The organism is Pseudomonas fungipugnans (genome assembly GCF_029955235.1).
Lineage (GTDB): Bacteria > Pseudomonadota > Gammaproteobacteria > Pseudomonadales > Pseudomonadaceae > Aquipseudomonas > Aquipseudomonas fungipugnans.
The window spans coordinates 625,846-649,718 of sequence record NZ_JARBWL010000001.1 but is presented as its reverse complement, the minus strand read 5'-3'; the positions used below and the strand labels follow the sequence as shown (position 1 = coordinate 649,718).

At 65.0% G+C, this 23,873-nt stretch carries 5 protein-coding genes; all 5 read left to right on the top strand.

From position 1 onward, the window contains the following. Window positions 1-490: 490 nt before the first annotated feature. From POF45_RS02905 to POF45_RS02885, 5 genes are read left to right on the top strand one after another with little or no spacing between them, the layout of a single operon-like run. Entirely contained in the window at window positions 491-9,520 is a 9,030-nt protein-coding gene (locus POF45_RS02905) for a non-ribosomal peptide synthetase (protein WP_282314997.1), read from the top strand. After that, the gene (locus POF45_RS02900; protein ID WP_282314996.1) at window positions 9,517-13,725 is read left to right on the top strand and encodes a non-ribosomal peptide synthetase; all 4,209 of its coding nucleotides are present in this window, start codon (window positions 9,517-9,519) and stop codon (window positions 13,723-13,725) included. Before POF45_RS02905 ends, POF45_RS02900 begins: the two co-directional genes overlap by 4 nt. Beyond that, window positions 13,722-22,865 (top strand): non-ribosomal peptide synthetase, encoded by a 9,144-nt coding sequence (locus POF45_RS02895; protein ID WP_282314995.1) that lies wholly within the window; start codon window positions 13,722-13,724, stop codon window positions 22,863-22,865. The genes POF45_RS02900 and POF45_RS02895 overlap by 4 nt, the downstream gene beginning before the upstream one ends. After that, complete coding sequence (locus POF45_RS02890; protein ID WP_282314994.1) at window positions 22,855-23,556, top strand: hypothetical protein; 702 nt, start codon at window positions 22,855-22,857, stop codon at window positions 23,554-23,556. The genes POF45_RS02895 and POF45_RS02890 overlap by 11 nt, the downstream gene beginning before the upstream one ends. Continuing rightward, complete coding sequence (locus POF45_RS02885) at window positions 23,549-23,746, top strand: MbtH family protein (protein ID WP_259502810.1); 198 nt, start codon at window positions 23,549-23,551, stop codon at window positions 23,744-23,746. Before POF45_RS02890 ends, POF45_RS02885 begins: the two co-directional genes overlap by 8 nt. The last annotated feature ends 127 nt before the right edge of the window (window positions 23,747-23,873 follow it).

Below are 23,873 nucleotides of genomic sequence, written 5' to 3'. Positions count from 1 at the left end.
CATTTTGTTTGCCTCCCCGCCAAAAATCATGGTTATTATCCGGCGGCGTTTCGGGCCAAAAGTCCGGCGCCAACGGATTGCCGTGTGTCCACAGACCCGGTAATCGCAGCCGATCGGGACCACCCTGGCGCTGTCACCCCTGCGCAGGTTGCTCCCCGTCGTTGACCCTCAAACGGAAGTCGAGGTTTCAATTGGTCACGCGGTCAGCAATCGTCGGTGTAATGGGCAGGGCGGCCAAGGTCGTCAATGATCCAGTGAATTCTCCAGCTGTTTGCGATGCCCGGCTTGCGGCGCTCTTCGCCAGCCAGTCTCCTGCCATTCTCCTGTGTGCCTGCACGTCCGACAGTGACGTGACTGCGCGAGCACGCGCCGCGCCATCCCCCTGAATTCGAATGACCGACCCGGCACTCAGCGCCGGGGCCTGACTGGCGGGGCTATGACTGCCCCAGCCTGATCACAAAAATAATGCAGTCATGGACGGTAGCCTCCGATGTTCGACAACTCTTCCTTGCGCGGGGCGACCTCCGCGCAGCCCGGCGTTTTATCCGCAAAAACACCGGCACAGCCCTTTGACGAACAGCTGTGCGTGCACGGCTTGTTCGAAGCCCAGGTGCTGCGCAACCCCGACGCCATTGCCGCACGGTTTGAGCGTGATGCGCTGAGCTATGGCGAGCTGAACATCCGCGCCAACCGCCTGGCCCATCACTTGCGTAGCCTTGGTGTCGGGCCGGACGTGCGGGTCGGCTTGTGCCTGGAGCGCTCGCTGCAGATGCTGGTCGGCGTGCTCGCGGTGCTCAAGGCCGGTGGCGCTTATGTGCCGCTGGACCCGGCGTACCCGCAGGCGCGGCTGGCGCATATGCTGGCCGACAGCGCGCCGTTGGTGGTGCTGACCCACGGTCCGGCGCGTGCCGCCTTGCTGGCGACGCTTGAACCGTCGGCCACCGCGCCGACGGTGCTCGACCTGGACGACGCCAGCCCCTGGGCGCAGCAGTCGCCGGACAATCCCCAGGCCGATGCGGTTGGGCTGACGCCTCGGCATCTGGCCTACGTGATCTACACCTCGGGCTCCACCGGCACCCCCAAAGGCGTGATGGTCGAGCATCGCGGGCTGATCGCCGTCAGCGCCGCCTGGGAAAAACTCTACGCCTTGGGCGGGCCGCTCAATCACCTGCAAATGGCCGGTTTTTCCTTCGACGTGTTCAGCGCCGACCTGATCCGCGCGCTGGGTTTTGGCGGCACGCTGGTGCTGTGCCCGCGTGAATCGCTGATGGACCCGGCGGCGTTGTATCGCTTGTTGAGCGACGCGCAGATCGGCTTTGCCGACTTCGTGCCGGCGGTGCTCAATGCGCTGCTGGCCTGGGTGGAGGCGGCTGGTCACGACCTGAGGTTCATGCGCACCGTGGTCTGCGGTTCGGACATCTGGACTGCGCACAGCGCCCGGCAATTGCGCACGCTGTGTGGCGAGCAGGTGCAGATCGTCCAGGCCTATGGCGTCACCGAAGCGAGCATCGACAGCACCTGTTTCGAATTCACCGCCCAGCGCCAGGCCGACGGCGTGCTGCCCATCGGCCGGGCGCTGGCCAATACCCGTATCTACCTGCTCGACGATTCGGGCGAACCGGTTCCCGTGGGCGTCGCGGGCGAGCTGCACATCGGTGGTGTCGGTGTCGCACGGGGTTATCTGAACCTGCCGCAACTGACCGCCGAACGCTTTATCGACAGCCCGTTCGTGGCCGGCGAACGTCTGTACCGCAGCGGCGATCTGGCGCGTTATCGGGCTGACGGCAATCTTGAATTCCTCGGGCGTAACGACTTCCAGGCCAAACTGCGCGGCCTGCGCCTGGAACTGGGGGAAATCGAGGCAGCGCTGCTGCAGGTTGACGGCGTGCGTGAATGCCTGGTGCTGTTGCGTCAGGACACGCCCGGTGAGCCGCGACTGGTTGCCTATTACCTGCAAAAAGCCGACGCGGCGCTCAGCCCGCGTTCACTGCGCGAGCAACTGCAACTCAGCCTGCCGGATTACATGCTGCCCAGCGCATTCGTGCGTCTGGACGCGCTGCCGCTGACCGCCAACGGCAAGGTCGATCGCAGCGCATTGCCGGCACCGCAGGCCGACGCCTTCGATCAGCGCGACTATCAGGCACCGCAAGGCCCGCTGGAAACCGCACTCGCCGCCATCTGGGCCGAGGTGCTGGGGGGCGAGCGAGTTGGGCGCGACGATCAGTTCTTCGCCCTCGGCGGCCACTCGTTGCTGGTGATGCGCGTACTGGCTCAGGTTCGCCACACGCTGGGGCTGGAAGTGCCACCTTCGGCGCTGTTCGCCGCCCCGGTGCTCGCGCAGTTCGCCGAGCGCCTGGCACTCAGCCGGGACACGGTTCGCGTGGCGATCACGGCGGTTGAACGCACGGGCGCGCAAACGTTGTCGTCTGCCCAGCAACGCCTGTGGTTTCTGGCGCAAATGGAGGGTGGCAACGCGGCCTATCACATGCCCTTGAACCTGCGTTTGCGCGGCCCCTTGCACGTGGCGGCCCTCGAACGCAGCTTCAATCAACTGGTGGCGCGCCATGAAGCGCTGCGCACCACGTTCATTGCCGTCGAAGGCGAAGGGCGGCAGCAAGTGGCGCCGCCTGCGCACAGCATCAAGCTGGCGGTAACTGATCTACAGGGGCTTGGCGATGCCGAGGCGCGCCTCATCGGTTTGATCGACGAGGAGGGCGCCAGGCCGTTCGACCTGAGCCGTGGCCCGCTGATGCGCGTCAGTCTGGTACGGCTGGCGGACGATGAGCATGTGCTGCTGCTGACCCAACACCACATCGTTTCCGATGGCTGGTCGATGGGCGTACTGACCCGCGAACTGGGCCAGTTGTACGAAGCCGCGTTGCAGGATCAGGACGATCCGCTGCCGCCGCTGCCCGTGCAGTATGTCGATTACGCCGTGTGGCAACGCCAGTGGCTGAGCGGTGAAGTGCTGGCGCAGCAAAGCCGCTATTGGCGCGATACGCTCAGCGGTGCGCCGGTGCTGCTGGAACTGCCGGCTGATCACAAGCGCCCTGCGGTGCAGGATTATCTGGGCGGTTTCGTGCCGCTGGTGTTCGATCGCGCCTTGACCGCTCGCCTGAAAACGCTGGGCTTGCAGCAGGGCACCACGCTGTTCATGAATCTGCTGGCCGGCTGGTCGCTGTTGTTGTCGCGCTTGTCGGGGCAAGCCGACGTGGTGATCGGCGTGCCGTCGGCCAACCGCAGCCAGCAGGAACTGGAAGGGTTGATCGGTTTTTTCGTCAACACCCTGGCCCTGCGCATGACGCAGAGCGGCACGCCGTCGGTGGCGCAATGGCTGCAACAGGCGCGCCGCGTCGCGCTGGACGCCCAGGAACATCAGGACCTGCCGTTCGAGCAGGTGGTGGAACTGCTCAACCCGCCGCGCAGCCTGGCCCACAGTCCGCTGTTCCAGGTGCTGTTTGCCTGGGAGCAGGATCAGGCCTCGGACCTGGCGTTGTCCGGGCTGGACATCAGCCCGGTCGAGAGCAGCCATCATGTCGCCAAGTTCGATTTGCAACTGGCGCTCAGCGAGCGCGACGGGCAAATCGTCGGCGGCCTGGAATACGCCTCGGGGCTGTTCGAGCGCGACACCGTGGCGCAGTTCGGCGAGTACCTGCGCCGGGTGCTGACGCAGATGGTCGAGGACAGCGAACAGCCGTTATCGACGATCAAGCTGCTGAGCGCCGAACAACAGCAACAGATCGTCCACCAGTGGAACCGCACCGAGCGCGACACCACGGCCATGCCCGGTTGCGTGGCGCGTTTTGAAGCGGTGGCCCGGCACACGCCCGAGGCGGTGGCGCTGCTCGCCGTCGGCCAACAACTGAGTTACGGCGAGCTGAATCAGGCCGCCAACCGCCTCGCGCATTACCTGATCGAGCAAGGCGTACGCCCCGAGCATCGGGTGGGGCTGTGCCTGGAGCGCTCGCCGCAGATGGTTATTGGCCTGCTGGCGATTCTCAAGGCCGGCGCGGCCTACGTGCCGTTCGACCCGGCGTATCCGGGAGAGCGTCTGGCGTTCATGTTCAGCGATGCCGCACCGACCTTGCTGCTGACTCAGGCCGCACTGCGTGACGGTCTGCCGTTGAGTGAAAGCGGGCTGAAGACCTGTTGCCTGGACACCGATGCCGAGCAATGGGCAAACGGTCCGGACACCGATCCGCAAGTGGCGGTGAGCCCCGATAATCTGGCCTACGTGCTTTACACCTCCGGTTCCACTGGCCGTCCCAAGGGCGTGGCCCACAGTCACCGGGCGCTGGATAACCTGATCGCCTGGCAACTCGACCAAACCACGGCGCCGCGCCGGGTGCTGCAATTTGCCTCGCTGAACTTCGACGTGTCGTTCCAGGAAATCAGCAGCACCCTGTGCCAGGGCGCCAGCTTGCTGCTGATGACCGAAGACAGCCGTAAAGACCTTGCCGCCCTGCGTCCGACCCTGGTGGCCGAAGGCGTGCAGCGGGCGTTCCTGCCTTTTGCCGTGTTGCAGCAACTGGCCGGCCTGACCGAAGCCGATGCGCCGATACCGGCCGGTGGCTGCGAGATCGTCACGGCGGGTGAAGCGCTGCAAATCAACGATGAACTGCGCGGCTTTGTCCGTGGCCTCGGCGCTGCGCAACTGCACAACCAGTACGGCCCGACCGAAACCCATGTGGTCAGCCAGTTCAGCCTGTCGTGCAGCGATGCCGAGCACTGGCCGGACGCGCCGCCGATTGGACGCCCCATCGCCAATGCCCGGCTGTACGTGCTGGACGACCACCTGAACCCGGTGCCGGTCGGCGTGGCGGGTGAGTTGTACATGGCCGGCGCGTGTCTGGCGCGGGGTTATCTGAACCGCCCGGACCTGACCGCCGAACGTTTTGTGCCGGACCCGTTCAGCAACGAACCCGGCGCACGAATGTACCGCAGCGGCGACCTGGCGAAGTTCCAGGCCGACGGCAACGTGCAGTACCTGGGACGCATCGACCAGCAGGTCAAACTGCGCGGTTTCCGTATCGAACTCGGCGAGATCGACAGCCTGCTGCAACAGCAAGCCGGCGTGCACCAGGCCGCCGTGCTGCTGCGCGAAGACGTGGCGGGGGACAAACGGCTGGTGGCTTACGTGGTCGGCCCGGCGTCCAGCGAAGCCCTGCGCGCCGAGCTGCAACGGCATCTGCCGGAACACATGATCCCGAGTGCCTGGGTGTCGCTGGCGAGCTTGCCGCTGACCCGCAACGGCAAGCTCGACCGCCAGGCGCTGCCCGCGCCGGAGCGCAGCGCCGGGGCCACGTATGTGGCACCGCGCGACGACGTCGAGCGGCACATGGCCGAGATCTGGGCCGAAGTGCTCAAGTGCGAGCGGGTCGGCTTGCACGACAACTTCTTCGACCTGGGCGGGCATTCGCTTTTGGCGACGCGGATGATCTACGCGATCAACCAGCGCATGGGCGCGCAACTGTCCCTGAGCAGCCTGTTCCAGACCCCGGTGCTGATGGACCTGGCGGCGCAGGTGCGGGCCGCTCTTGAGCACGAGATCCGCATCGAACCGGCCTTCAGCGAGATCGAAGCGGACCGCGCCGCCCGGCATGCGCCATTTCCCCTGACCGATATCCAGCAGGCGTACTGGTTTGGCCGTGAAGCCACGGTCAGCCTCGGCGGCGTCAGCGCTCACGGCTACGAAGAACTGCGCATCCCCGATTTCGACGCTGGGCGCTTCGAGCAGGCGCTGAATCGCATGATCCAGCGCCACGACATGCTGCGCGTGGTGTTCCTGAGCGACGGCACGCAGCAGGTGCTGGAACAGGTGCCGAGCTACTGCATGCCGCGTAGCGATCTGCGCGGCTTGCCCGCCGACATCGCGCAGCGCACCCTCGAAGCGACCCGCGAACGCCAGTCGCATCAGGTGCTGGACGCCAGTCGTTGGCCGCTGTTCGAGTTCAGCCTGTCGCTGCTCGATGACGGCATCACCCATTTGCACATCAGCCTCGATGCGTTGATCGTCGATGCGGCGAGTACGCAGATTCTGGCCCGCGAGCTGATGGCGTTCTACGTCGATCCGGCGCTGGTCCTGCCCGAGCCGGGCCTGACGTTCCGCGACTATGTGCTGGCCGAACACCAGTTGCGCAGCGGCAGCCGCTACGAACAGGCACTGGGCTACTGGCGCGAGCGGGTCACCACCCTGGCGCCGGCGCCGGATTTGCCGCTGGTGCGTCAGCCGGACAGCATTGCCAATCCGCACTTCACCCGCCGCGACCGCGACATGTCGGCAGCGCAATGGACGCAACTCAAGGCCGTGGCCAAACAGTTTGCGGTGACGCCGTCGGTGATGCTGCTGACCGCGTTCAGCGAAGTGCTGGCGCTGTGGAGCCGCACGCCACGTTTCACCCTGAGCCTGCCGCTGTTCAACCGCTTGCCGTTGCACCCGGACGTCGATGAAATCATCGGCGACTTCACCTCCCTGGTGCTGCTGGAAGTCAGCATTGCCGGCGCCAAGAGCTTCACCGACAAGGCCCGCGCGGTGCAGGCGCAGTTGTGGCAAGACATCGACCATTCGGTGGTCAGCGGCGTGCGCGTGCTGCGCGAATTGTCCCAGGCCCGGGGCGTGCAGCAGACAGCGATGCCGATCGTGTTCAACAGCACGCTGTCGGAGGCGGCGCCGGAACTGGCCGAATTCAACCTCGCGGATGCGCTGAACGCCAGGCACATGCACAGCATCACCCAGACCCCGCAGGTGTGGCTCGACCACACGTTGCTGGAGCTGGAAGGGCGCTTGCTGTTCAACTGGGACAGCATCGACGAGCTGTTTCCCGACGGCATGATCGGGCAGATGTTCGACGCCTATAACGCGTTGCTCGATCGTCTGGCGGACCCGGCAGCCTGGGGCGCCAGCACCCCGCAACTGTTGCCGTTGGCGCGCTTGCCGGCACCGGTCGACAGCCACGCCAGCTTGCCGTTGATGCATCAATTGTTCGAACGTCAGGCCCTGGCCACACCGGATGCGCTGGCGGTGATCGGTGCGCGACACCTGACTTACGCGCAACTGCGCGAAGAGGCACGGCAGCTCGGCGCCCGGCTTCAGGCCCAGGGTGTGGTGCCGAATCGGCTGGTTGCAGTGGTGATGGAGCGCGGCTGGGAACAGGTGGTGGCGACCCTGGCGATTCTGTATGCCGGTGGTGCCTACCTGCCGATCGACCCGACGCTGCCAGCGGAACGCATGCGCCATATTCTGCTGCGAGCCGAAGTGAGCCTGGCCCTGACCCAGCCGACGCTGCTCGGCAAGCTCGAATGGCCGGCGCAGGTCAACGCCATTGCCGTGATCGACGCGCCGACAGTCGATCACCTGCCGCTGCAACCGGTGCAGGTAACGCCTACCGACCTCGCGTATGTGATCTACACCTCCGGTTCCACCGGCCTGCCCAAGGGCGTGGTGATCGACCATCGTGGTGCGGTCAACACCTTGCTCGACATCAACCGGCGCTTTGCCGTCGGCCCGACGGACCGGGTGCTGGCGATTTCGTCGCTGAGTTTCGACCTGTCGGTCTATGACTTCTTTGGCACGTTGGCGGTGGGGGCGGCGGTGGTGATGCTCGAACCGCAACTGGCCCTCGATCCGGCGCACTGGATGGCGTTGATCGAACGTCATCAGGTGAGCCTGTGGAACTCGGTGCCGGCGTTGCTTGGCATGCTGCTCGAATACGTGGAGGGCGAGGGCGGCCAGCTACCGGCCTGTCTGCGCGTAGCCATGCTCTCCGGCGACTGGATTCCCCTGACCCTGCCGGAACGGGTCTGGACCTTGCAGCCGCATTTGCAACTGATCAGCCTCGGCGGCGCCACCGAAGCCTCGATCTGGTCGATCTGCTACCCGGTGCAAACAGTCGATCCGGCGTGGCGCAGCATCCCCTATGGCAAGGCCCTCGATCACCAGCGCTTCTACGTGCTGGACGAAGCGCTGCAAGTGCGCCCGACCTGGGTCGCGGGGCAGTTGTACATCGGCGGCATCGGCCTGGCCCAAGGCTACTGGCGTGATGAAACCCTGAGCGCCGGCAGTTTCTTCGCCCACCCGCTGACCGGCGAACGCCTGTACCGCACCGGCGATCTGGGGCGGTTGCTGCCCGATGGCAACATCGAGTTCCTGGGCCGCGAAGACAATCAGGTCAAGGTCCAGGGCTATCGCATCGAGCTGGGCGAAATCGAAGCCGCGCTCAATCGCCATCCGGGGGTGCAAAGCGCCGTGGTGCGCATCCTTGGCAGCACCCTGGGGGAAAAACGCCTGGCCGGTTATGTGCTCAAGGCCGACCCGGCGTTGCAGGCCAGCGATTTCACCGAGTACCTGGCGGACAAACTGCCGGCGTACATGCTGCCGTCCTCGTTCACCTTCGTCGAAGCCTGGCCGTTGTCGTCCAATGGCAAGGTCGACAAGAAGCGCTTGCCGGAGCCGTCGCAGGTGCAGGCATCCGGCCCGGCACTGGTGGTCGAAGGCGCGCAGGAACAGCAACTGGTGGAGATTGTGCAGGGCGTGCTCAAGCGCGATTCAATTGCCGGCAACGCCAACCTGCTGAACCTCGGCGCCACTTCAATCGACATCGTCAGGATCAGTAACGCGTTGTCCGGCGCCCTGCAGTTCCGTCCGCACGTGGCGCAACTGCTGGCGCAGCCGACCTTGCTGCACTTGCTGGGCATGTACCGCCAGAGCCTGGCGCATCAGGATCTGGTCAGCAGCGCGCAGCAGCGGGCGAGCAGCCCTGAAGAAGTGATCGAGGATCCGCAACAGCGGGCGCAGTTCAAGGCCGAGCAGCGTGGGCGTCGTACGTTTGCACCCACGGTGCCGGTGCTCGAATTGACCGTGCCCCAAGCCCCGGCATTCGCCCGGCGTTTCAGCGACTACCGCTCGGTGCGCCAGTACGGCGCGCAGCCGATTGCAACCCAGGCCTTCACCGAGCTGCTCGCCGCGCTGGCGCAAGGGCATCTGGACGGGGAAGTGAAATACCAGTTCCCGTCGGCGGGCGGGCTGTACCCGATTCAGGCGTACGTGTACGTCAAGCCGGGCCGGGTGGCGGGCGTGCCCGGTGGCGCCTGGTACTACGACCCGCGCCAGCACCGTTTGCTGGCCACGGGCAGTGGTCTGCTCGACCCGGACAGCTATGACTACTTCGTCAATCGCCCGGTGTACGAAAACGCCGCGTTCTCGCTGTTTTTCATCGCTGACATGGCGGCGATCCGCCCGCTGTACGGCGAACGCAGTCGCGACTTCTGCCACATCGAAGCCGGCGCCATGGCGCAGCTGCTGACCATGACCGCCGTCGAGCAAGGCCTTGGCCTGTGCGGCGTGGGGTCGATCGAGGAGCAGCAGTTGCCGGCGCTGTTCGACCTGGGGCCCAGCCATCAGTTGATCTACTCGATGGTCGGTGGCCTGCGCACCGCCGATGAGCAACACCGCACCCGGATCGAAGCTTTTACCCCGGACGAGTCTGCCGACGACAGCGACATGGAGGAGATTGAAGTATGAACGCCTATCAATTGCTGGAGCTGTTCAACCGCCATGCCGTGGTCCTTGAAGTCGACGGCGACAAGCTGCGTTGCAAGGCACCTCGCGGGTTTCTCACCGACGAGATGTTGCAGGCGCTCAAGCTGCACAAACAGGAACTGATTGCCTTGCTCGGTGGCCAGGACCGCCTGGCGATTCCTCGCCGCGCGGGCGATCAGGCAGCCTGGCCGTTGTCGTTTTCGCAACGCCAGCTGTGGTTTCTCGATCAACTGGAGCCGGGCAATGCGTTCTACAACGTGCCTTCGGCGGTGACGCTCAAGGGCCGGCTGGATGTGCCGTTGCTGGAGCGGGCCTTGAACGAACTGGTGGCTCGCCACGAAATCCTGCGCACCACGTTTTGCAATGTCGGCGGGGAGCCGCGTCAGGTGGTGCACCCGCTCCAAACGCCACGGTGGCAAGAGAGCTTGCTCCCGCTGGAGTGCGCAGCAGTCCCATCTTCGGGGGCACTATGCACCTCAGCGGGAGCAAGCTCCCTCGCCACCGTGTTGAGCGTGACCGACTTGCGTGATTTTTCAGCATCCGAACGTGAGCAGCAGGTCAGGGCCGCCGTCGATCAGGACGCTCGCGCGCCGTTCGATCTGGCCACCGGGCCCTTGCTGCGGGCCTCGCTGCTGCGTCTGGCCGACGATGAATACCTGTGGTTGTACAGCGTGCATCACATCATCGCCGATGGCTGGTCGATGGGCGTGATCCTGAATGAGGTTGCCACGCTGTACGGCGATTTCCTGCGCGGCGAACCGTCGAGCCTGGCGCCGTTACCGGTGCAGTACGCCGACTATGCCTGCTGGCAACAGCAGCGTCTCGGGGGCAAAGCGTTGGAGGCTCAGCTCGATTACTGGCGGCGTACGCTCAGCGATGCGCCGGCCCTGTCGAGTCTGCCCACCGACCGGCCCCGGCCTTTGGTGCAGCGCTACGCCGGTGCCACCTTCAGTTCATCCATCGACAGCGGCACGTTGCGTGAACTCAATGCCCTGGCCCGGCAGACCCAGGGCACGCTGTTCAACGTGTTACTCGGAGCGCTGGCGGTGCTGATGTGGCGCCACAGCGGTCAGCAGGACCTGTGCATCGGTACGCCGTTCGCCAACCGCAACAGCCCGGAAATCGAGCCGTTGATCGGCCATTTCGTCAACACCCTGGTGCTGCGCCAGCGTCTGGACTCACAGCAGACCTTTGCCGAACTGCTGCGTGAAGTGCGCGGGCAGATGCTCGATGTGCATGCCCATCAGGACGTGCCATTCGACCGAGTGGTGGAGGCCGTCAATCCGCCGCGCGATACCGCTCATTCGCCGCTGTTCCAGGTGATGCTGGTGTTGCAGAACACCCCCGGCAACGCCGTCGACATGCCGGGCCTGAGTCTGGCGCCCTACAGCACCAGCAGCGCCACGGCCAAGTTCGATCTGGCCTTTGAATGGGTCGAGCGCGAAGGGCGCCTGAACCTGTTGGTGGAGTACAACACCGACCTGTTCGACGTCGCGAGCATTGAACGCCTGAGCGGTCATTACCGGCATCTGCTGGAACAGATCGCCATGGACGCCAAGCAGTCGATTGGCGCGCTGTCGCTGTTGGCCGAGGCCGAGCGCGAACAGATTCTGCTGGACTTCAACCGCAGCGCGCCGCTGATGCAATCCACGGCGTGCGTGCATCAACTGATCGAAGCGCAGGTCTTGCGCAACCCGCAGGCCTGCGCGGTAGTGTTCGAGGCCGAATCCCTGAGCTACGCCGAGTTGAATGCCCAGGCCAACCGTTTGGCGCGGTATCTGCGCACGCTCGGTGTCGGCCCGGACGTGCGGGTGGCAGTGTGCGTCGAACGTTCGCTGGAATTGCCGATTGCACTGTTGGCGGTGTTCAAGGCCGGTGGTGCCTACGTGCCGCTGGACCCGGATTACCCGGTCGGGCGCCTGAGCCACATGCTCGGTGACAGCACGCCGGTGGTGCTGCTGACCTTGGGGTCGGCGCACGCGGTATTGCGTCAGGCACTGCAAAATTCTCCCTGGGAAGCGCCGGTACTCGACCTCAAGGCCGATGCCGCGAGTTGGGCGCCGCTGTCGCCGGACAACCTCGACCCGCGCAGTGTCGGCGTAACCGCCGACCACCTCGCCTATGTGATCTACACCTCGGGCACCACCGGTTTGCCCAAGGGCGCGATGGTTGCCCATCGTGGCCTGAGCAACCTGCTGCTGTGGTGTTTGCAGGTCTGTGGCGAAGCCGGGGCCATGCTGCAGAAGATCCCTTTCGGTTTCGACGCTTCGGCCTGGGAGACGTTCTGGCCGTTGACCACGGGCGGGCGGTTGGTGGTAGCGCGTCCGGGTGGGCATTTCGAGCCGGCTTATCTGGCGCACGTGGTGCGCGAGCAGCGGGTCACGGCGCTGGTGTTCGTGCCAGCGATGCTGCAACTGTTTCTTGAAGTCGAAGACGTCAGCCGCTGCACCGGGTTGACCGACGTGTTCAGCGGCGGCGGTGAATTGTCGCCAGCCCTGGCCCGACGTTTTCAGGAGCGCTTGCCCCATGCCCGTCTGCACAACGTCTATGGCCCGACCGAAACCACGGTGATCAACAGTTTCTGGACCCTGGAGCCCGGCGCCGAAGTGCCGGCCCTGCAAGTGCCGATTGGCCGGCCCATCGCCAATAACCGTTTTTACGTGCTGGATGAGCGCGACAGGCCGGTGCCGGTCGGTGTCAGCGGGCAACTGCACATCGGCGGCGTGGGTGTGGCGCGCGGCTATCTGGGGTTGGCGCACCTCACTGCCGAACGCTTTATCGACAGCCCCTTCGTGCCCGGTGACCGCCTGTACCGCAGCGGCGATCTGGCGCGATATCGCGCGGACGGCCAGCTGGAATTTCTCGGCCGTAACGACTTTCAGGTCAAGTTGCGCGGCGTGCGTCTGGAGCTGGGCGAGATTGAAGCGCGGCTGGAAGCGTTCCCCGACATCCGCAGCGCGGTAGTGCTGATGGTCGGCGACACGGCGCAGAACCAGCGGCTGGTGGCCTGCTGCGTGGTGGCCGGGCAACCGGATGAAGCGGCAGTGCACGCACATCTGGCGGCAACCCTGCCGAGCGCGGTCGTGCCCGGCAGCTACCTGTGGCTCGACACGCTGCCGCTGACCGCCAATGGCAAAATCGACCGCCCGGCGCTGACGGCATTGGCCGATCAGGCGCTGGCCAATCGGCAGGTCAACCTGAGCAGCCCGCGCGACCACCTCGAACTGGCGCTGTACCAGATCTGGAAAAGCCTGCTGCTGGCGCCGCAGATCGGCATCCGCGACAACTTCTTCAATGTCGGCGGGACGTCCATCGCCGCGATCAAGATGGCGCATCAGATCGGTCAGACCTTTGCCGTCGAAGTGCCGGTGCGCGTGGTGCTCGGCTACCCGACCATCGAAGCGCTGGGCGGCTGGTTGCGTGCCGGGGCCAGCCCGGCGGCCGCGCAAAGCAACCTGATCGAATTTCGCCGTGGCGCGGGCCAGCACAACGTGGTGTGTATTCACCCGGCGGGCGGTACGGCGTTCTGTTATCTGTCGTTGGCCAAGGTGCTGCCGGATAATGTCGGTGTGTATGGCGTGCAGTCGCCGGGGTTGAACCCGGGGGAGGCCACCGAACCCACCGTTGAAGCGATGGCCGAGGCGTATCTGCGCCTGATCGAACCGCTGTCGCCGCAACCGCTGATCCTCACCGGACTGTCGTTCGGCGGGCTGGTGGCGTATGAAATGGCCCGGCGTCTGACAGCGGCGGGGCATCGACAGGTGACGGTGGTGCTGCTCGACACGCAAGGCTCGGACGATCCGGGTTTCCGGCAGCAGATCGGCACCGTCGACATGGCCGAGTTCCGCGACAAACTGGTGCGCTTCAACGGCATGTACCCCGGTATCGAAGACGCGCAAGTGGAGCGCTATTTCCACATCTACAACCACAACCGCCTGGCCATGGCCGCCTACGAATGCGCGCCACGGGCCGGTCGTGTGGTGCTGATTCAGGCCCGCGAGGGCTTCAGCCGCAGCCAGTTGCATGAGCTGCGCGGCTTCTGGCGTCGGCGCACCGGTAACGGCTATCTGGCGAAACTGGTCAATGGCGGTCACTGGGACATGCTGGAAACCGCGGAAGTGCATCGGGTCTCGCAGACCATCAGGCAGGAGCTGCAACGCTTCGACGCGCAGGAGGCGACATCATGAACCCGCAGGATGCGATTGCAGAACAGCCAATGACCTTGCTCGCGCAATTTGCCGAACAGGTGCAGCGTGATCCTCAAGCCCTGGCGGTGATCGATCAGCAGGTGCGGCTGACGTACGCCGAACTTTCCAGCGCCAGCGAGCGCATCGCCCGGGGCTTGCAGGCTCGCGGCGTACGATCCGGTCAGTCGGTGGCGCTGTGCATGCCGCGCGGCTGGCAATGGCTGGCGGCAATCCTGGGCGCATTGAAAATCGGCGCCGTGGTGGTGCCGCTGGACCGCGCCAGCCCGGTCAAACGTCAGCAGCAGATGCTGGCCGATGCGGTTTGCGTTGGCCTGGTCACGCTGGACGAAGACAGTGAATTGGCGCTGACACCGCCGCTCTGGCACGCCAGCGTCGAGGCGCTGCTGGATCACCCGGATCACCCGCCGCAACCCATGGCCCAAGACTTTGCCGAGGTCAGTTTTCTGTTCTACACCTCGGGCACCACCGGCACTCCGAAAGCGGTGGAAGTCGGCGAACGCGGCCTGCTGCGCCTGACACAGACTGAGGGCTATATCGAGATTCGTCAGGCGGATCGCTTTGCCTGCCTGTCCAATCCGGCCTTCGACGCGTGCAGTTTCGAACTGTGGGCGCCGCTGCTCAACGGCGGTTGCTGCGTGATGATTGCCGATGAGGACGTGCTGGACGCACAGCGACTGGCCAGGGTGCTGGAGGCGCAACAGGTCGATAACCTGTTCATGACCGTGGCGCTGTTCAACACGGTGAGCGCCGATTGCCCGTCATGCTTCGCCAGCCTGCGTCAGGTGTTGATCGGCGGCGAGCACATCAGCGCCACCGCCGTGCGCGCCTGGTATCGCGCCAATCCCGACAGCCCGTGCCGGATTTTCAACGTCTATGGCCCCACCGAGTGCACCACCTTTGCCGTGTGCTGGCCCATTCCCCGCGACTTTAGTGGCGATAGGGTGCCGATTGGCCGGCCATTGCCGGACACCGGCGTACGGGTGCTGGACGCGCAACAACGGCCAGTGGCGCCGGGTGAAGTCGGCGAGTTGTACCTGAGCGGCAGCGGCGTCGCCCGTGGTTACCGCAACCGGCCCGAGGAGACGGCGCGCAGTTTTGTGCGCCTGCCTGAACTCGACGGCGGCGTACAGGTGCATTATCGCACCGGCGATCTGGTGCGCGAGAACGCCGAGGGGCTGATCGAATGCCTGGGCCGGGTTGATCGTCAGGTGAAGATCCGTGGTTTTCGCATCGAACCGGGGGAAGTGGAGCAGCGAATTCTGGAGCATCCGCAGGTGGCGCAGGCGTATGTCTGCACCCGGCGCCAAGCGGCCGAGGATCATCAGTTGCTGGCGTTCATCGTGCCTCGCGAACCCATGGACTACCACGAATTTGACGCCCATCTGCGGGCGCAACTGGCGCCCTATATGCGCCCGCATCAATTGTTTTTGCTGGACCGTCTGCCGCTGACCGCCAATGGCAAGATCGACCGCGACACCTTGCTGGCGCAGCCCTTGAATCCCTGGCGTGCAGCCGAGGCGACTGACAATCAAGACGCATCCCCCGCACTGAACTGGCTGCTGGAGCAGGCCCGCTTACTGCTGGGACAACCCAGCCTGGGCGCGCAGGACGACTGGCTGGGCAGCGGCGGTGATTCACTCAAGGCCATGCGCCTGCGTTCGGCGATACGCAGCCGCTGGCAGCGTGAGATCGCCATCAGCACATTGCTCGGCCAGCCATTCGCGGCACTGGCCGAGCAGCTGACCGGCGAGCAGGGCGGCAGTCATGCCTATCCACCCGCACCGCCTGTCAGCACCGCCCGACGTTTGCCGGCCACTGCCGAGCAACGCCGCTTGTGGCTGATGCAGCAGCGCACGCCGACCTCGACCGCCTACAACGTGCCGCTGATTCTGCATCTGGCGGCGGGTGTCGATGTCACGGCGCTGGCTGAGGCGGTGCAGCGTCTGGTGGCACGCCATCCGGGGTTGCGCACCGCGTTTGTGGCCGGTGCCGATGGCCTCGATCAGGTGATAGTGGAGCAGGGTGCGGCTTGCCGCACCTTCGCGCCGGGGCATTTCACCGAAGACAACTGGCATGCCTTCGCCAAGCTGGTGTTCGGCACGCCGTTTGACCTGGCCATGCCGACGCTGTTTCAGGCCTGGCTGCTGCCGTTCGCCGATGGCAGTTGCCGACTGTTGCTGAATTTGCACCACACCATCGTCGATGGCTGGTCGATGAACCTGTTGTTTGCCGACCTGACGAGTCTGTATGCCGATGCCGTGCAAGGCCGCACCAGCCCGGAACCGACGCCACGCCTGACGGCGCTGGAGTTCGGCCTGTGGCAGCGGCAGTGGAGCGTGGACCCGCATTACCGCGACCAGCGCCGGGCCCTGGCCGAGCTGCACCGCCAGCAGCAAGCAGCGTCGCCGGCGTTGACGCCGAGGCGCGCCGCCAGCCCCGATGCACGGCTGCATCGCGAGTCTCTGGGCGCCGAGCGCAGCGTCGCCCTTGAACGTTATTGCGCGCAGCACCGGCTGACCCGTTTCGAGGTGCTGCTGAGTGTATTCGCCTGGAGCCTGTACGCCCTGACCGGTTGTGAACGGCCACGGATTGCCAGCCCGGTGTCGAACCGTCCACTGGCGGAATTCGAAGACACGCTGGGCATGTTCGCCAACACCGTGCTGATCCCGACCGCCATCGACAATGCGCTGTCGCTGGGCGAGCAGTTGCGCAAACAGACCGCCACTGTGCGCGAGGTGCTGGCGTTGCAGGATGTCGCCCTGGCCGATCTGGTCGAGGACTTGCGGCTGTCGTCGAGCGCGGCGTTGTTCGATTTCATGTTCGTGCTGGAAAACACCGATTACGCGTCGCTGGCCGGCTCGGGCCTGCATGCCACGCTGGAGTTCAGCGAGCAATTGCAGGCCAAGTGCCCGCTGACCTTGCTGGTGGTCGGCGCCGGCTCACAGCTGGAATGCTGGTGGGAATATCAGTGCAGTTACTTCGATGCCGCGCAGATGAGTGCGGTGAACGAGCTGTTTGGCCGGGGCCTCGACCTGCTGCTGCAAAGCTCGGCGGCGACCCTTGACGATCTGCTCAGCCCTTATCGCCTCAGCCTGCTGCCCGCCAGCGAAGGCGGCAGCGGCGAACCGCCGTTCAATACGCTGGCCGACTGGTTCGAGCATCAGGTGCATTGCACGCCGGACGCCACGGCGCTGGTTGCCGGTCAGCGCCGTATCACTTACGCCGAGCTAAATGCGCTGGCCGATACGCTGGCCGCCAGCTTGATCGAGCGGCATCCACTGCCGGCTCAGGACGAGGCGCCGTTGCACGTCGTGCTGTTGCTTGATCCGTCGGTGGAGCACATCGTCGCCTTGCTGGCGCTGGCGAAACTCAATCTGACGGCGGTGCCGCTGGACCCCGGTTACCCGCTGGTGGTGCAACGTCAGGTACTGCAGCAGGCGCAACCGCATTGTCTGTTGTTCAGCACCGCGACCGAGGTGGCGCTGGAAAATCTCAATGCAGACCGATTTGCCCGGTATCGGGTCGAGTTGAATGCTCAATCCCGATCCTTCGAACGCCCGCGTCATGGGGGCGAACGTGCGCTGTACACACTGTTCACTTCCGGCTCCACGGGCACGCCAAAGGGCGTCCAGGTCCCGGACCGCACCCTGTGCAACCTGCTGCAATGGCAGCGCACCGAGGGTGAATTGCCGGCGAAATCGGTGACGTTGCAGTTTTCCATGTTGTCGTTCGATGTGTCGTTCCAGGAGATATTCAGCACCTTGTGCGGCGGTGGCTGTTATCACCTGATCACGCCGGCATGGCGCCAGGATGCCGAGGCGTTGCTGGCTTATCTGGTGGAGGCACGGATCGAGCGGCTGTTCCTGCCCTGTGTGGCTTTGCAGCATCTGGCGCAAACCGCCGTCGCCCAAGGCATTTACCCGCAAACGTTGCGCGAGGTGGTGACGGCGGGCGAGCAATTGCTCTGCACCGACGCGCTACGCACATGGTTCAGCGGCCTGTCGCAGGCGACATTGTTCAATCACTATGGGCCAACGGAAACCCACGTGGTCAGCGCCTTGCGGCTGCCGGCAGTGGCGCGTGACTGGCCGTTGCGCGCACCCATTGGCGATGCGGTGAGCAATGCCCTGTTACTGCTGGTGGACAAGTACGATCGACCCGTACCGAACGGCAGCCGTGGCTACCTGTTGGTGGCGGGGCCGATGATTTCTCGCTGTTATCTCGCCGATCCGGGGTTGAACGCGGCGCGTTTTGTCGAACGGCCCCAGGCCGATGGCGGTAGCCGGCTGTTCTATCGCACTGGCGATCTGGCGTGGGCCGACCCCCAAGGTTGCCTGCACTACCTGGGGCGTGACGACCAGCAGATCAAACTCAGCGGCCATCGGCTGGAACTGGGACAGATTGAAGCGGCGCTGATGCAGGTGCCAGAGGTCATCAACGCGGTAGTGGCGATTGAGGCCGAACCGCCGAGCCTGACGGCTTACCTGCAACTCGACGGCACGTGTGTGATGCCTGAGGCGCTGGACCGCGAGGTGGCGCGGTACCTGCCAGCCCATGTGCGGATCGATCAGTACCGGCGTATCGACCAGTGGCCACGCACGCCCAGCGGAAAAGTCGACCGCAAGGCGTTGAAGGGTCTGGGCGAGGCGCTGGAGCGGCGTCGTACGGTGCAACCGGTGGCGCCATTGAACGCGCTGGAGCAGCAACTGAGCGAACTGTTCGGCGCGGTGATCGGGCATGATATCGAACCGGATCAGACCTTCTTCGAAGCCGGCGCCACCAGCCTCGGCCTGATGCGCCTGCACGCCCGTTACAACCAGGAACTGGCGCACAAGGTAGCGATGGCCGATCTGTTCGAACAGGTGACGGTGCGCCGCCTGGCGGCGCATTTGTCGACGGCGCCTGCGACTCCCGTCGAGCGCGTGCATCATGACGATGCGGGTCAGCAGCCGATGGCAATCATCGGCATGTCGGTCAATGTCGCCGGGGCGCAGAACCTGGGCGAATTCTGGAACATGGTTCAAGGCAACGCGTTGGGTATCGAGCGGTTTGCCGCGACCGAAGGCCGTGTCGGTGCGCGCAGCCAATTGGCGGGCATGCTGGATTTCGACCCCGAATATTTCGGCATCAGCCGCCAGGAAGCGCGCCTGATGGACCCGCAACAGCGGCATCTGTTGATGGCTTGCGTGCAGGCGCTGCAACACGCGGCCATCACGCCGAGCGCCGAAGGCCAGCGTATCGGTCTGATCGCCAGTTGCGGCGAAACCACCTACTTTCAGCAGATGCTGCGCGAGACGGCGGACGGTGATTTGCCGGACGGCTTCCAGATGGCGCTGCACCACGACAAGGATTTCCTGGCGACCAAGGCCGCCTATCACCTCGACCTCACCGGCCCGGCCCTGAGCGTGCAGGCGGCGTGCGGCAGTTCGCTGATCGCCGTGCACCTGGCCAGCGCGATGCTGCGCCACGGTGACAGCGACGTGATGCTCGCCGCCGGGGTGCTGATCGACCCGACCCTGACGGATGGTTATCGCCACCGCTCGCAGCACATTTTTTCCAGCGACGGGCTGTGCCGCCCGTTCAGCGACGATGCCAGTGGCACTATCGGCGCCAGCGGTTATGGCGTGGTGGTACTCAAGTCTCTGGCTCGGGCCCAGGCTGACGGCGACCGGATTTACGCGTTGGTCGAAGCCTCGGCGCTGAATAACGATGGCCACAACAAGATGAGCTACACCGCGCCATCGGTGGCCGGGCAGAGCGCGGTGATCAGCGAAGCCTTGCACAAGGCCGGATTGAGTGGTGCCGACATCGGCTACATCGAGGCCCACGGCACCGGCACCTTGCTTGGTGATCCGATTGAAGTTGCGGCGTTGAGCAAGGCGTTCGGCGATGCGCCGGTCGGCCATTGCGCATTGGCGTCGGTGAAAAGCCAGATCGGCCACCTGGGCGCGGCGGCGGGCGTGGTCGGGCTGATTCGCGCGACGCTCGCGGTATTCCATGGCGTAGTGCCGCCGAACCTCGGCTTTGGCCGGATCAACCCGCAAATCGACCTCGAACACTCACCGTTTTACGTGCCAACCACGTCCCGGCCGTGGCCCGCAGGGCAACGGCGTGTGGCGGGGGTCAGCAGCTTTGGCATCGGTGGCACCAATGCGCATGTGATTGTGGGCGCCGCCCAGTTGGAGGCCGTGGTGGCCGAGGAGACGCTAGCGCTGTTGATGATTTCCGCCCACAGCCATTCGGCGTTGCTGCGCGATGTCGCGGCAATTGGCGCCTGGCTGAAGGCATTCCCCGAGCGTCATGCCGCCTTGCTGCGTTACTTGCAATCCGGGCGCCGGCAATTGCGCTGGCGTTTCGCGATGGTGTACCGCCCGGGTGACGAGGTATTGGCGCAGCCTGCGTCGATCAAGAAAATCACTGATTCTGGCGTCTATCTGAATGGCAATGATCATTCACCGCTGGTACTGCTGGAGGCCTGGACCGAAGGGGTGACCATCAACTGGCCACAGCGCGCTGCGCCACCGCCCTGGGATCTGCCGCCGTCGGCTTTCGATCTTGAGACTTTTCGCTTCCAGACGGCTGCCGTAGCTGAACCGGTGGAAGCGCTGTCGGCGAGCATCGAACGACAACCGTTGGCGCACTGGTTCCACCAGCGCCAGTGGATGCGTACCCGGCGCTTGAGCACAGTCGCAACAGGCGCTGCACGCGAAACGCTGGTGATTTGCAGCAACGACACCCCCGACGCAACCTTGCTGGAAAGCCTGAACGGCGTCTATCCACGAGTGATTCACGTGCGCGCCGGCAACGGCTTCAAGCGGCTCGGCACGGATCGCTTCGAGCTTGACCCGCTGGACGTGGGCGCCTTGACCCGGTTACTCGACGAAGTGGGCGGGCCAACGCTGGTCGAGCTGGACTGGCTGCACGCCTTGCCAATGTCGGTAACGGGCGCAGTCAACGAGCAAAGCCTGGCGGCGGCGCAGTGGGCCTGTCTGGACACCGTCAGCGCCTTGATGCAGGCCTGGGGGCAGGTGTCGCGGACGACGACTCTGCGGCTGTGGTTGATGTCGTGGCAGGCCTGCCCGGTGCACGGCGAAGTGGCGCGCCCCGAACTGGCGGCGCTGGCCGGTATCACCGAAGTGGTGCCCCAGGAATACCCGGTACGTTGTCACTGGCTGGACTGGCCTTCGCCGCAACTGGAGGCGCGCGAGCTGGCAGCGTTGCTCAGCGAGCCGGCGCAACTGCCACGGCGCATGGCGTTGCGTGACGGTTATGTGTGGCAGCCCCGGTTGATCGCCAGTCCGTTGCCGGCACCGCCAGCGGCTTCCAACCTGTTAGCCGTGGATGGCACCTTTGTGGTGCTGGGCGGCACGGGCGGTATCGGTCGTACCTTGTGTGAACACCTGTTGCAGGCTCCGCAGCGGCGTGTGGTACTGCTCTCGCGCCGGGGTGAATTGCCGGTGTCGCTGAAGGCTTATGCTTCGCGGATCGACTGCGTTCAGGCCGACATCGCTGACCTGAGCCGCTGGCCGACGGTGCTCGAACAACTGGCACGGCGCTACGGTCGATTGGCCGGGGTGATTCACGCCGCCGGTGTCGGGGCCGGCAGTCTGATCCGCCACCGCGACGCCCGGCAAATGGATGAAGCCATGGCCGCCAAGACCCGTGGCATGCTCGCCGTCGAAGCCCTGATCGAGCAGATGGCGCCGGGGTTTGTCCTGTACTGCTCGTCGATGTCGGCGCTGTTCGGCGGCGCCGGGCATCTGGACTATGCGGCGGCCAGCGGCGTGCTCGACGGTTTTGCTCATTACCGTGCGAACACGGCCAGCGGCTGCGTGCGCCTGGGCCTCAACTGGGACATCTGGCGCGACATCGGCATGGCCACGACCACCCGTGGCGGCGATGCCGCGCATCAGCAGCACCTGACCGTCGGCTTGTCGGCAGAAGAGGGCTGTCGGGTGTTCGATCTGGCCATGACGGCGCAGTTGCCGCAACTGCTGATCTCGACCACTGGCATCGACACCGCGCGGCGGTTTTATCCGGTTCGTCACGGCGCGGCCACGGCGCAAGTTGACGCGACCGTGAGCGTGAATCTGTCGCTGCGCCTGCGTGAGTGTCTGTGTAAATGGCTTGGTGTCACTGAACTCGATGACGACGAATCGCTGTACGAACTGGGGGCGGATTCGCTGACGCTGCTGGACCTGATTGACGAACTGCAAGCGGCCACCGGAGTGGTGTTCCAGCTGTCGCAGTTCAGCCACAAGGTCAGCCTGCGCGAGGTACTCGCGTTGGTGGAGGCTGCCGGTGTCGGCGCGGCGACGGCAAGTCAGGGCAACTGGGCCGATGCGGTGCAGATTGATCAATGGCATGCCGGCGCCGGTCAGGAGTGGCTGTACCTGATTCACCCGGTGGGCGGCGATGTTCAAGCTTATCGGGAACTGGCCTCGGCACTGCACCCGGACCTGGGCGTGTGCGTGATCGCCGACCCGGCGTTGCGCCTGCCGGACTTGCCGAGCATCAGCGTTGCCGAGCGTGCGGCGCTCTATCTCAAGGCTGTACAGACCCGAAATCCCAACGCCTGGCGCTTGGCCGGCTGGTCGTTCGGCGCCTGGGTGGCGCAGGCGATGTGCAGTCAGGCTCAGGCGTCGGGCATCAGGCAGCCGCTGCTGTACCTGATCGACCCGCCTGCGCCAGACGCCGGAGCGGAACTGGCGAGCATCGATGAGCAGGCCATCGAGCAGGTGTTCCAGCGCGAGTTTGCCCAGCGCTGGCCTGATGCGGTTGGCCGAGAGTTGTCGCAAGAGCGGCAGGCTTATCTGCAACGCCTGACCCGTTGCTGCCACCAGAACATCGACAGCATGGGGGCTTTCCAGCCGCCGTTGTTGGCGACCACGTCTGTGCGGATGTTCATTGCCCGGCAAGCCAACCCGTATGGCGTCGGCGGTCGCTGGGCCATGGACGAGCTGGAGCGAAGCTGGCAGAAGCTGTTGCCGAAGTTACTGAGTTGGCAGGTATTGGAGACTGATCACTACGGTATCGTTGCGGGCCAGTGGGCGCGGCTGATTGCCGAGATGATCAGCGCAGACTCACCGTCAGCGGAGGGCGATCGGCATGAGCCTTGAGCCCCGCTGGCTGGCACCGCTGATGCAGGTGCTGTGCGAAACCCAGCCTGAAGCGCAGGCCGAGTGTCTGCGTCAGCGGTTGAGCGCGCAGTTGCAGCGACTCGATGGCCAGGTTCCGTTTCGCCTGGTGCATCAGTGGCAGGCTGATGTGGTGCTGCCGTTGCTGTGTGACGCCTTGCCGGAACATCAGCCGGCCTTGCTCGGTTTGCGAAGCCTGCATCAACGGGCGGCGCTCGGACTGCGCGGGCGCAAGGGCGAATGGCGGGCGGCGCTCAGGCCGGTGTTGCAACCGCTGTACCGTCGGGCCTATGCCTATGACGCGGCCTACGCCCAGGCCCATGAAAGTGCGCTGAGCTTTGGCCTTGCCCCGGCCAACACGGCAATGATTGCTGAACACTTCGGCGATGCGAAAGCGTTCGCGTTGTACTACGCGCAGCTGAGTACCGAGGCCAACGCCAGCGCGTTTGCCCAGGCCAATGCCGGTGCCAACGCCGAGATCGCCGCGCGGGCTTATGCCAGTGACGATGCCGAGGCCTTTGCCGGTATCTGCGGGTCATCGGCACGGGTGTATGCCTGGGCCTGCGGGGACACGGATGAACAGCGGCGGACGGTGTTCGGCCGCCTGACCGAAGGGCTGGGCGAATGCCTGGCGCAGCTGCAACCCCATTCAACTGGAGAACGACATGACTGACTCACAGCTGCAATTTGACGTGGTGATCAACGCGCAAGGCCAGTACTCGCTGTGGCCGGCGGGCAAGCCGATGGCCAGCGGCTGGAGCGAGGCGGGGCAGCGTGGTGAGCGGCAAGTGTGCCTGGATTACATCAATGAACACTGGACCGATATGCGGCCACGCTCGTTGCGCGAGGGCGTACCGCAATAGATCGAACACCATTAATTCCTGTGGGAGCGAGCCTGCTCGCGAAGGCGCCGACACATTCAACACTGATGTCGACTGATACACCGCTTTCGCGAGCAGGCTCGCTCCCACAGGTTCTGCGTACCGACTG

Coding starts and splice junctions, on each gene's coding strand:
- POF45_RS02905 (WP_282314997.1), top strand. CDS start 491: ATGTTCGACAACTCTTCCTTGCGCGGGGCGACCTCCGCGCAGCCCGGC.
- POF45_RS02900 (WP_282314996.1), top strand. CDS start 9,517: ATGAACGCCTATCAATTGCTGGAGCTGTTCAACCGCCATGCCGTGGTC.
- POF45_RS02895 (WP_282314995.1), top strand. CDS start 13,722: ATGAACCCGCAGGATGCGATTGCAGAACAGCCAATGACCTTGCTCGCG.
- POF45_RS02890 (WP_282314994.1), top strand. CDS start 22,855: ATGAGCCTTGAGCCCCGCTGGCTGGCACCGCTGATGCAGGTGCTGTGC.
- POF45_RS02885 (WP_259502810.1), top strand. CDS start 23,549: ATGACTGACTCACAGCTGCAATTTGACGTGGTGATCAACGCGCAAGGC.